Annotated in this window: 13 protein-coding genes; 5 read left to right on the forward strand and 8 right to left on the reverse strand. The window is 33.2% G+C overall.

All coding sequences use genetic code 11. The annotated features are described in order from the left end of the window. Positions 1 to 5 precede the first annotated feature (5 nt). Complete coding sequence (locus O5O44_RS14005; RefSeq protein ID WP_289194854.1) at positions 6 to 446, forward strand: TPM domain-containing protein; 441 nt, start codon at positions 6 to 8, stop codon at positions 444 to 446. Between the two features lie 8 nt (positions 447 to 454). Beyond that, a complete protein-coding gene (locus O5O44_RS14010; RefSeq protein WP_289194855.1) occupies positions 455 to 1,300 on the forward strand; it encodes a TPM domain-containing protein in 846 nt (281 codons plus the stop codon). 4 nt (positions 1,301 to 1,304) lie between these two features. Here the strand turns inward: O5O44_RS14010 and O5O44_RS14015 are convergent, their stop codons facing one another. Then, positions 1,305 to 2,309: a sugar kinase gene (locus O5O44_RS14015; protein ID WP_289194856.1), complete on the reverse strand. Its 1,005-nt coding sequence runs from the start codon at positions 2,307 to 2,309 to the stop codon at positions 1,305 to 1,307. Positions 2,310 to 2,384: 75 nt separating this feature from the next. Continuing rightward, positions 2,385 to 3,689: a ribosome biogenesis GTPase Der gene (der, locus tag O5O44_RS14020; RefSeq protein WP_019388261.1), complete on the reverse strand. Its 1,305-nt coding sequence runs from the start codon at positions 3,687 to 3,689 to the stop codon at positions 2,385 to 2,387. 167 nt (positions 3,690 to 3,856) lie between these two features. Between der and O5O44_RS14025 the strand changes: the two genes are divergently transcribed. Next, a complete protein-coding gene (locus O5O44_RS14025) occupies positions 3,857 to 4,357 on the forward strand; it encodes a GTP-binding protein (RefSeq protein WP_289194857.1) in 501 nt (166 codons plus the stop codon). 9 nt (positions 4,358 to 4,366) lie between these two features. Here O5O44_RS14025 and O5O44_RS14030 read toward each other — a convergent pair whose 3' ends face one another. Together O5O44_RS14030 and era are read right to left on the reverse strand one after the other, a co-directional pair. Further along, positions 4,367 to 5,377 carry a DUF3179 domain-containing (seleno)protein gene (locus tag O5O44_RS14030; RefSeq protein ID WP_289194858.1) on the reverse strand — a complete coding sequence of 337 codons (1,011 nt, stop codon included), beginning with the start codon at positions 5,375 to 5,377 and terminating at the stop codon, positions 4,367 to 4,369. A 52-nt stretch (positions 5,378 to 5,429) separates the two neighbouring features. After that, complete coding sequence (era, locus tag O5O44_RS14035; protein WP_289194859.1) at positions 5,430 to 6,311, reverse strand: GTPase Era; 882 nt, start codon at positions 6,309 to 6,311, stop codon at positions 5,430 to 5,432. A gap of 154 nt (positions 6,312 to 6,465) precedes the next feature. Between era and O5O44_RS14040 the strand changes: the two genes are divergently transcribed. Then, positions 6,466 to 6,609: a hypothetical protein gene (locus tag O5O44_RS14040; RefSeq protein WP_019388257.1), complete on the forward strand. Its 144-nt coding sequence runs from the start codon at positions 6,466 to 6,468 to the stop codon at positions 6,607 to 6,609. Between the two features lie 66 nt (positions 6,610 to 6,675). Here the strand turns inward: O5O44_RS14040 and bamJ are convergent, their stop codons facing one another. From bamJ to O5O44_RS14060, 4 genes are all read right to left on the reverse strand, one after another. Then, a complete protein-coding gene (gene bamJ / locus O5O44_RS14045; protein ID WP_237714672.1) occupies positions 6,676 to 7,371 on the reverse strand; it encodes a BamJ family beta-barrel-assembly machinery protein in 696 nt (231 codons plus the stop codon). A 194-nt stretch (positions 7,372 to 7,565) separates the two neighbouring features. Then, entirely contained in the window at positions 7,566 to 8,234 is a 669-nt protein-coding gene (locus O5O44_RS14050; protein WP_289194860.1) for a bifunctional 4-hydroxy-2-oxoglutarate aldolase/2-dehydro-3-deoxy-phosphogluconate aldolase, read from the reverse strand. Positions 8,235 to 8,252: 18 nt separating this feature from the next. Then, positions 8,253 to 9,470, reverse strand: coding sequence for a 6-phosphofructokinase (locus tag O5O44_RS14055; RefSeq protein ID WP_289194861.1), 1,218 nt, complete (start codon positions 9,468 to 9,470; stop codon positions 8,253 to 8,255). A gap of 45 nt (positions 9,471 to 9,515) precedes the next feature. Then, a complete protein-coding gene (locus O5O44_RS14060; RefSeq protein WP_019388253.1) occupies positions 9,516 to 10,562 on the reverse strand; it encodes a sugar kinase in 1,047 nt (348 codons plus the stop codon). A 154-nt stretch (positions 10,563 to 10,716) separates the two neighbouring features. Here O5O44_RS14060 and O5O44_RS14065 point away from each other — a divergent pair, with 154 nt between their 5' ends. After that, a complete protein-coding gene (locus O5O44_RS14065; protein WP_289194862.1) occupies positions 10,717 to 11,742 on the forward strand; it encodes a LacI family DNA-binding transcriptional regulator in 1,026 nt (341 codons plus the stop codon). Positions 11,743 to 11,832 lie beyond the last annotated feature (90 nt).

Consider the following 11,832-nt stretch of genomic DNA (forward strand, 5'->3'; position numbering starts at 1 on the left):
AAAACATGTCTAGTAAAATTGAAGATTTTTTGACAGCCGATGAAGAACAAGATATAGTTGAGGCTATACGAGTGGCTGAACTAAATACTTCAGGAGAAATACGAGTTCATATCGAAAAAACTAGCAAAGGTGATGCAACAGCTCGAACGCTAGAACTTTTTCATACCTTAAAAATGGATAATACCAGGCTTCAAAACGGCGTGTTAATTTATCTTGCTGTAGAAGACAAAACCTTTGTGATTTATGGAGACAAAGGCATTAACAAGGTGGTTGGAGAATCGTTTTGGGACAGTACTAAAAACCTCATGCAATCTTATTTTAAGGAAGGTAATTTCAAACAAGGACTTATTGAAGGGATTTTAAAATCTGGTGAACAGTTGAAAAAATATTTTCCATATTCAGATTTAGACACTAACGAACTAACAAATGAAATTTCTAAAGGGTAGGTTTAAACATGCAAATTTCAATTTTGAATTTTAGAAAAGTAACAAACAGAAAAAGCTTCATTTGTGCTTTTTTGCTGCTGTTCTCCGCTACAAACGTTAGTTTTGCCCAGTTTGATATTCCTGCAAAACCTAATCTGGAAACAAGTGTTTATGACTATATAAATTTACTTTCGGCTTCTCAAAAAACCAATTTAGAGCAAAAATTAATTAAATATTCTGATACAACTTCAACGCAAATAGTTGTTACTATCATCAAATCTACCAACGGAGAAAACATAAATTACTTGGGTGCCAAATGGGGGCAAGAATGGGGAATTGGTCAAGCCAAAGAAGACAATGGTATTTTAATAATACTCGCCCATTCTGATAGAAGAATTGCAATAAATACAGGTTACGGTGTTGAGCATTTACTAACCGATGCAATGTCTAAGCGTATTATTGAACGTGATATTATTCCATACTTTAAACAGAATGATTACTACGGTGGATTAAATAGAGGCGCCGATGCAGTTTTTGAAGTTATGAACGGTGAATATCAAGGCACCCGTCAATCAAACGAAAGTGACTTTCCTGTAGGACTCATTATTATACTGATTTTTATATTTATCATCATTCTTATATCTATTTCTAAAAATAGACGCGGTGGCGGCGGAAACCGAGGAAATCGTTCTGCTGGAACCGATTTATTAGAAGCCATTATTCTCAGTAATATGGGCCGTGACAGTTACCGCAGAGGCTCTTCTGGCTGGGGTGGAAGCTCTGGCGACGGTGGATGGTCATCCGGTGGTGGCGGCTTTGGCGGTGGCTTCGGCGGCGGTGGCTTTGGTGGCGGTGGTGCTTCTGGTGGTTGGTAAAAATTTATCTATTAAAACGGCCGGTTACATTACCATCAACAATACGCAAAACCTCATCAATGGTTGTATAATTTACATCGCCCACATAAGTGTGTTTTAAAGCACAAGCTGCACTTGCGAATTCCATAGATTTAGTATCATCATAATTTAATAATCCATAAATTAATCCTGCCGCAAATGCATCTCCTGTTCCAATGCGATCTACAATATGTGTAATATCGAAATCTTGAGTTTCACGAAACTCACTACCATTCCACATTCTTGCTCGTATTTTATGCCACGATGAATTTATAGAAGTTCTAATTTTATCAAATACCTTTTCAATTGTTGGAAATTTATCCATGATTAATTTACTAGCTTCAACAAACTCATCATTACTGTATCCGAAATTTGTTCCAAGCACTTCATTCATTTCATTTATACCACCAATAAATATAGTTGAACAATGTAGTAATTCGGTTAAAGCTTCTTTGGCATCTACTCCGTATTTCCAAAGCCCACTTCTGTAAGTTGGGTCTGCCGAAACTTGCATCCCTTTTTTTCTAGCTAATTTTAAGCCTTCTTTTAAAGTATCGTAACTGCCTTGAGATAAAGCAGGTGTTATTCCTGTCCAATGAAACCAGCCACCGTCTGCTAATGATTTTTCCCAATCAACCATACTTGGTTTTATTTCAGAAAAGGCAGAATGTGATCTGTTATAAGAAATAGAACTCGGCCTCATTACCGCCCCAACTTCTAAAAAATAAACCCCTAAAGGCCTGTTGGATCTTACAATAGCTGTAGTATCTAAATCAAATTTATTAAGATAAGCCATGGCGGTATTACCAATAAAATCATCCGAAATACAGGTTATGTGTTTCACATTACCTCCAAAATTAGCAATTGAGATACCTACATTTAATTCGGTACCACCAAAATAAAATTCAACTGTATTAGATTGTATAAATTTTCTATTCCCTCGAGGTGATATACGCATAAGTACTTCACCAAATGTTATTATTTGACTCATAAATTAGTTAGTTACACTTTAAAAATAACTAAATAATCTTAAAACCAATCAAAAAACTTAAGGCTTTTGGGGAAATTATTTTTTGCGCATATAAACACTGATTGGAACGCCAGTAAAACCAAAATGTTCTCTTAGCTTATTTTCTAAAAACCTTTTATAAGGCTCTTTTACATATTGAGGTAAATTACAGAAAAACGCAAATTGTGGTTGCGGCGTTGGCAACTGCATGATATATTTTATTTTTACAAATTTTGCTTTATATGCTGGCGGTGGATAGTTTTCTATGATTGGCAACAGCACATCGTTTAGCTCGCTTGTTTTTATTTTTTTAGTTCGGTTTTTATAAACCTCTACAGCAGTTTCAATAGCTTTAAAAATACGCTGTTTTGTTAATGCAGATATAAAAATAATTGGAACATCTGTAAATGGTTCCATTTGTTTTTTAATAGCTTTTTCATATTCTTTTACCGACTTATGATCCTTCTCAACTAAATCCCATTTATTAACTAAAACCACAATACCTTTTCTATTGCGTTCAGCCAACCAAAAAATATTTTGCACCTGTCCATCAAAACCTCTATTGGCATCTAAAACTAGTAAACAGACATCACTATGTTCGATGGCCCGAACACTTCGCATCACAGAGTAGAACTCTAAATCTTCTTTTACTTTAGATTTTCGTCTAATTCCTGCAGTGTCTACTAAATTAAATTCAAATCCAAATCGATTGTATTTCGTATCTATTGAATCTCTTGTAGTTCCAGCAATATCTGTTACAATGTATCGATCTTTACCAATAAGTGCGTTTATAAACGATGATTTTCCCGCGTTAGGTCTTCCAACCACTGCAAAACGAGGTAAATCTTCTTCAACAACTTCTTCTTTTTCTGGTAAAGCCTCTACAAGTGCATCTAGCAGCTCGCCTGTTCCGCTACCATTTATACTAGCAACGGTATAATATTCACCGAGACCCAAAGCATAAAATTCAACAGCATCTTCAGCTCGTTTTCCATTATCAACCTTATTGACTACTAAAAAAACAGGTTTATTAACCTTCCTTAATAATTTAGCAACGTCTTCATCCATACCTGTTACACCAGATTCAACATCTACCATAAAAATGATTGCATCTGCTTCATCAATAGCCAATTCTACTTGCTTATCTATTTCAGCTTCAAAAACATCATCACTTCCAAGAACGTAACCTCCGGTATCGATTAATGAAAATTCTTTACCATTCCATTCACTCTTACCATAATGACGATCTCTAGTAACTCCACTAACAGCATCAACAATGGCTTCTCTTCGTTGTATTAAACGATTAAAGAATGTTGACTTCCCAACATTTGGCCTTCCTACTATTGCTACTATATTACTCATTCTCTTTTCTTTAAGTTTCACACCTCATCCGGTGCCTTTTTTATTTCTCTCCGAAATATTTTGCAAAAATAGGAAATATACACGACGCAAAGTTCTTTTTTAATAAAGATTGAAGTTATTTAAAGTTTAAATAAAAAATAGTATTTTACTTTGCGAAACTAATTAAGATGGCATTAAGTAACGATATTGTATTGCGTCCAAGGTTTAAACTTGAAATCCCAAGACCTAACGAGTCTATTTTAAAAGATTTTGAGACCGCTAAAAAAACTCAAAAAGAGTTTATTGTAACTCGTATTGACGATCATGTTTTTATAAAGTTTCCTAAAATACAGCAACATTTTTGGTCGCCTCAACTGCATTTAGAAATCAACAAAGTAGATGAAAACTCAAGTCGGTTACACGGTTTATTTGGACCTAATCCAACGGTTTGGACACTCTTTATGTTCTTACATTTTTTAGTTGCGGGTATATTTATTGCTTTTGCTATTTGGACTTATACCAACTGGTCTCTGAAAAAAAGCTATGCAATTCAGATTAGTGTAACACTGTTAATGGTATTAATTTGGATTGCGTTATATTTTGCTGGAAGTATAGGTAAGGCATCAAGTACTAAAGAAATGCGATTACTAAATAATTTTATGAATAATGTACTGAAGATAGACCAATAGAAGCAATTATTATTCTTTATCTATAAAATTAAAACTTGAATAAAAATCTTCCCAAGCCCTCCAAATAGCAACGTAGGCATATTTTGGTTTTTCTAAAGTACTACCGTTACTTCCAACACCTAAAATATTATATTTTACACCATTTTTATTCTTGATAACATAAGGTAATTGATTTTCCAATTCTTCAAAATCGTTGGCGTTACTAACTTTAAAAGCATTTATGAATCGTTTTGATTGATTACCAACAATGATATATTCTTGATTCCTAATGATTTTAACAATCATTTGATTAGAGAAATCTGAATATTTAAAAATATGCACATTGTCAAAATCATCAATAATACCATATACAAAATCGTCATTATTTGGTATGTTGCCACCCGAATCGTCGTCAGTGTTACCTGTATCATCTGGAGGTTTACTATTGTACTTTAAAGACGATTTATTATTTAATGAAGGAGGACCAGCGAGCACTTTAGCATTAGGAAAAAAGGATTTCACTACACCCCAAGTGGTTTCTAATACTGGTATGGTATTAAATCTATTATTTTTTCTATCACCCTGAATACCTTTTATTAGCATTTGTGACCAAATGGATTCGGTTTCAGCATCCCATGGTGTTAAGTTGTTTTTATATAAATATCCTGAAGCCCTAAAAATTCCTGTTCGATTAAACGCAATAGCACTTTTAGTAATAGGACAATAGGTGAAAGCATATTTCCTGCCTTGAAATTCACTATTTATAACTTCGTTCTCAAAAGTATAAACATAGGGATAAACAATAACTTGATTACCAAAGTTAACAATACCAACCAACTCACCATTAGCTAGGTTTATGCTCTGAACACTATCGAAATTTGGATTTAATGCAAGTGGGTATAAAAAGAATTCTCCTGTAACATCTAGTTCATCAACAATCCAATCAGAATCAGTAATTATATCCGCTTGTAAGTCATTTTTACTACTACAACTCACGATGAAGATTGAAAGGACACCTATAAATACTAATCTAAACCACATGCAACTTTGTCGTTACCACATCGAAATCCTTACATGAGGAGATTAATACGGCTTATTGGTTATAACCAAAACGCTTCAATTGATTTTGATTACTACGCCAGTTTTTATTTACTTTAACGTATAGTTCAAGATGAATTTGTTTACCGAAAAAAGCTTCTAAATCCTTACGAGCTTCAACTCCAACGCGTTTTAATGCAGAACCTTTATGTCCAATAATAATACCTTTTTGAGTTTCTCTTTCAACCATTATTACCGATCGGACACGAATTATATTTTCTTCTTCGAAAAACTCTTCAGTATCAACCTCGACAGCATAAGGGATTTCTTTTTTGTAATGAATGAGAATCTTTTCCCTGATGGTTTCATTAATAAAAAAACGTTCTGGCTTATCTGTTAATTGGTCTTTTGGATAAAATGGGGGCGATTCTGGAAGTAATTCGATAATGCGATTAAATACCTCCTTAACATTAAATCCTTCTAGGGCAGAAATTGGAAAAATCTCAGCATTGGGAACTTTTTCAGCCCATGACTGAACTTGCTCTTCTAACTGTACTTGATCTGACTTATCTATTTTATTTAGAAGTAATAAAACCGGGATTTTGGAATTGGTAATTTTATTAAAAAACGCTTCATCTTTTAGTTCCTTCTCACCTATTTCCACCATGTAAATAAGTACATCGGCATCTTCAAAAGCAGATTTTACAAAGCCCATCATAGACTCTTGTAACTCGTACGCTGGTTTTATAATGCCGGGAGTATCACTTAAAACTACTTGAAAATCATCTCCGTTTACAATTCCTAAAATTCGATGTCTTGTTGTTTGTGCTTTTGATGTGATAATAGAAAGTTTTTCTCCAACAAAAGCATTCATTAATGTAGATTTACCAACATTCGGATTTCCAATAATATTTACAAAACCTGCTTTATGGTTCATTTTATTTTATTTTTTAAGACTACAAAGTTACAACCTTGGATTATCAATTGCGCTATCTATTGACTTTAAAACCAATTTATTTCATTTTAAATATCTGATAAAAATCATATTTACTCATCATGAAGTGTATTAATTTAGCTGAAAATTTTAAATTATGATAGCTCAATTTATTTCTCTTTATAGCTGGACTAATGGCGCCATAATGATTGCCGTTTTTGGAATTGTTTGCCTAACACTGGTTGGGTTTCTAATCAAATTTATGATGGGTGGCAAGAAAAAAGACGAACTAGATAACTAACTAAACAAAAAACAGTCGTTTAAACTTATGTTAAACGACTGTTTTATTATGGTAATAATATCTTTTTTACTTTACTATTTCTAGTAATTCTACATCGAAAATTAAAGTAGAATTCGGTTTAATAGCCCCACCTGGTCTTGGGTTACCACCATATGCTAAATCACTTGGGATAAAAAATTTGTATTTTGATCCAACTGGCATTAATTGTAAACCTTCAGTCCAACCTTTAATCACTTGAGTTACTCCAAACTCAGTTGGCTCACCTCTATCAACTGAACTATCAAATACAGTTCCGTCAATTAAAGTACCATGGTAATGCACTTTTACTTTTGATGCGGTAGTAGGTTTTTCACCTGTTCCTTCTTTAAGAACCATATATTGTAACCCACTTTCAGTAGTTACAACACCATCTTTTGTTTTATTTTCAGACAGGAATTTTTCACCCTCTTCTTTATTTTTTAGAGCTTCTTCTTGACGCTTAACGGCTTCTTCCTTTTGTTTGTTTTGGAAATATGTTCTTACTACTTGTTGCGCAACGGCCTGATCTAATAATATATCAGTTGAATCAATGACATTATTAAATCCTTGAATAAACAAGTCATTATCAAAATCATCAAAACTTGCCTTTACATTTTTAGCAACATCCATTCCAATGGCATAACTCACTGAATCTAATTCTGTTTTAATAGGCTTTTGGGCAGCACCATTTTTATTACAGGATACTAGAAAAATTAACACCGCTGTAAGACTTAAGTATTTCATTATTTTCATTTTAAAAATTTTTTATTCGATGCCAAATGTAGCAAAATTATATAGAGTAAAAAAGAAAAATAATGCGACATGATAAAGTATAGTTTCTAATGACTAAGGCATTACAAACCATGGTTAAAATTTGAATAAAACAAAAAAAGAGCCACAATTCATGTGACTCTTTTAAACTTAATTAACTACTACTATTATTTTCTAACAGATTTAACAATCGCTAAAGCAGCTTTTACATCTTTCTCTAGTTTTGCATAGTCTTTGTTAGCAATAATTTCTTTTGAGATTAATTTAGATCCCATTCCAACACAAGTTACACCTGCATCAAACCAAGCTTTTAAATTTTCCTCAGTTGGAGAAACTCCACCTGTTGGCATAATAGAGGTCCATTGTTGTGGTCCTTTTATACCTTTTACAAATTGTGGCCCGTAAATATCGCCAGGGAATAATTTTACAATTTCGCATCCTAGCTCTTCAGCTCTAGTAATTTCAGTTAATGTACCACAACCAGGAGACCAAAGTACTTTTCTTCTATTACATGCAATTGCAATATCTTCTCTTAATACTGGTGTTACTATAAAGTTTGCTCCCAAAGCCATATACAATGATGCTTGTCCTGCATCGGTAACAGAACCAACACCCATAATCATTCCAGGTAATTTTTTAATTGCATATTTGGTTAACTCTCCAAAAACTTCATGAGCGAAATCACCACGTGCTGTAAACTCCATTAAACGCGCACCACCATCGTAGCATGCTTTTAATACTTTTTTACTTAATTCTATATCATTATGAAAGAATAAAGGAATCATTCCGGTATCTTTCATTGCTTGTGCCACTTCTAATCTTGAAAATTGTGCCATTTTATTGTTTTTTAATTTTTAGTTCCAGTTTAATATTTTCTTAAAATCATATGCCTCGGGGTTTGGCACATATTTTTTAGCTTTTTCATAATCCTTTTCTTGAATATAGAACAAATTGTTAATGAATAATTGTGCCATATCCGAATTAATATCTACCAATCTTGGAGGTATTTTACCATTTTCATCTTCAAAATCTTTTAAAAATAAAGGTGTTATATCTCCTTTGGAATTTGCACTAACTATGCAACCAGAAATACCTTGGTCAAATAATTTCTTAACGCCTATTCCTAAAAGCGTACACAATGTTAAATCAAAAGCAATGGGATTACAACATCTTAATTCATAACCAAGTTCTACTGGTCTTGATTTAACTTTTAGCCCGATCTCTTTTAATTTTAATTGTAAAAGATAGTTAAAAATATGAGACTTACTTACATTTCCTAACTCAGGATGTCCATGATCATCATAAGTAAAATTGATTCCGGAGTTTATAATTTCTTCCTCTTCCATAAAATGAAAAACACCTTCACTTACCAAAGCAACGCCATACTCTACGCCTTCAATTTTGCATTTTACTATTGAAGACACAATCAAGTTAATGAGCTTTTCGAAAGTAATGGTTGTTTTATCAAACATTTCTGGAATAATCATCATTTGAAAATGACAAGCCGAAGCAATGCCAAAAGCCAAATGACCCGCTGAACGCCCCATAGCAGATACAACAAACCAGTTTTCACTAGTTCTGGCATCTTCATAAACCGTATTTCCTATACGAACACCTTCATCTTTAGCTGTATGAAAACCAAAAGTTGGATTTCTATCAGGTAAAGGCAAATCGTTATCTATAGTTTTTGGAACATGAACATGCGAAACCGTTAAATCTTGAGATTGAAGATACTTGGTTAATCTATTGGCGGTTGATGCTGTATCATCGCCGCCAATAGTTACCAATAATTTTACATTATGTTTTTTAAAAAAATCAGCTTTAAAGTCGCTATCCTTGGGTTTAAATCTACTCATAATTAAAGTAGAACCACCACGGCTAAAAATACGATCGGCATGATGAAAATCGAAAATCTTCAATTCTGGATTGTCTGACAATAATCCTTGATACCCATGATGAACACCAATTACCTCGTAACCATCTTTTAAAAAAGTTTTGGCCACTGTACTAATAACGGTATTGATACCAGGAGCTGGACCGCCTCCGCAAATAATTGCAATCGATTTTTTCATGTGACTTTAAAGGTTATTTTAAAATAATAATGATTTATTAGATGCTTATCTAGCAACACGCCCTGAAGCATCACCACCCATAAGTTTTTCAACCTCGGCAACTGTTACTAAGTTGGCATCACCTTTAATAGTATGTTTTAAACATGAAGCAGCTACAGCAAAATCTAAAGCATTTTGATCGTCTTTTGGGTATTTTAATAATCCGTAGATTAAACCTCCCATAAATGAATCTCCTCCACCAACTCTATCAACGATATCTGTAATTTGATACTGACGTGTTTGGAATAATGTTTTACCATCATATAACACACCAGCCCATGTATTATGAGAAGCAGAAATAGATCCTCTTAAAGTCGTAATTACTTTTTTAGCTCTTGGAAATTTTTCCATCATTTGCTCACAAACCGATAAGAAAGCTTCAGCTTTTACATCGTGCCCTTGAGTTTGAACAGTAATTCCTTCTGGTTTAATACCAAAGTGCATTTCAGCATCTTCTTCGTTACCTAAAACAATATCACAGTACGATGTTAACTCGGTCATTACTTTTTCTCTATGAGCAGCATCACAATATTTCCAAAGTTTTGCTCTGTAATTTAAATCTGTAGAAATAGTTATTCCTTTTGCACTAGCAGCTTTTACAGCCTCCAAACACACATCAGCAGATCCTTGAGAAATAGCAGGAGTAATACCTGTCCAGTGAAACCATTCACACCCTTCAAAAACTGCGTCCCAATCAATCATTCCAGACTTAATTTCTGCAATGGCAGAATGTGCTCTATCATAAACTACTTTAGAACCTCTAGATACGGCACCCGTTTCTAAGAAGTAGATACCTAAACGATCTCCACCCCATACAATTTTATCAACACCAACGCCTCTTTTGCGCATTTCCATCATGGCACATTCACCAATATCATTTTTTGGTAAACGTGTTACAAAATCTACATCTACACCATAGTTTGCTAACGATACTGCTACGTTTGATTCACCTCCTCCGTAAATAGCATCAAAGCTATTTGCTTGAGAAAATCTTAAAAATCCTTGAGGAGCTAATCTTAACATGATTTCTCCAAATGTTACTACTTTACCCATTTGTTTAATTCTTATTTAAAATATTAATTAGTTTGCTTAAACGTTTAACCAAAAAATTAAAAATAAAACCAAAACCTTTAATGTATTGAAGATTTTGATTCAAACAATAAATACATTACATTTGCTTAAACGATTAAGCAAAGATATAAAAAAATTGAATACTAAAAAGAAAACTACTATAAAAGATATTGCAAATGTGCTAAATATCTCTACTGCTGCGGTTTCTAAAGCGCTTCATGACGACTCTAGAATTAGTAAAAAAACTAAAAAAGCCGTAAAACAAGTAGCTAAAAATTTAGATTATCAGCCCAATCACCTTGCTAGTGCCTTGCGAAAAGGTAAAAGTAATTTAGTTGGTGTTATTGTACCTCGAACCAATAGCAACTTTTTTTCTTCGGTGATTCAAAATATAGAAGAAGTTTTAAATAAAGAAGGATATAATATTATAATAACACAATCAAACGAATCCTATAAAAAAGAATGCAACAACATAGATACTTTATTATTTACACAAGTTGATGGGATTATAGCTTCAATGGCTAATGAAACTATAGATTTAGAATTTTATGAAAAAGTAAAGGCTAAAGGTATCCCTTTAATACTTTTTGATCGCGGTGAGAACGATTTAAACGTAGATTATATTGGAATTAATGATTATGAAAGCAGTCATGTTATTGTTGAGCATCTCGTTAAACAAGGTAGAAAACGAATTGCACATATTGGCGGTTATAAACATACCAGAATTTTTAATAATAGAATTAGAGGTTACGTTGATGCCTTGAAAAAACATCAACTTCCTTTAGATAATGAACTCCTTATTGAAAGCAGCCTCACTATAGAAGACGGAAGACAAAAAATGGAGCAATTATTAAAACTCAAAAATAGACCCGATGCTGTTTATATTGCAAGTGATTACGCTGCTCTTGGCGCCTTACAACTACTTAACGAATTACAAATAAAAGTTCCAGAAGATATTGCTTTGGTTGGTTTTGGTAACGAACCTTTCACTGCTATGGTTACTCCTTCAATTACAAGTATCAATCAGCATAGTGAGGAAATTGGCAAACAAGCCGCTTTAACCTTCTTGAATTACAAGAATAAAAAAACAATTAAGCAAACCTTGAATAAGATTATTCTGGATGCTGAATTGGTTGTTAGAGAATCTTCTGCTCCAAAATAACAAAACTTTTATACTAGATAATTTTGCGCATAAAAAAACCAAACACAATTCTGTGTTTGGTTCTTCTCTTAGTAGCGGGAACTGTTCTAC

Origin of the sequence: Algibacter luteus, assembly GCF_030344935.1 — a bacterium.
In the GTDB taxonomy this organism is placed as follows: domain Bacteria; phylum Bacteroidota; class Bacteroidia; order Flavobacteriales; family Flavobacteriaceae; genus Arenitalea; species Arenitalea lutea.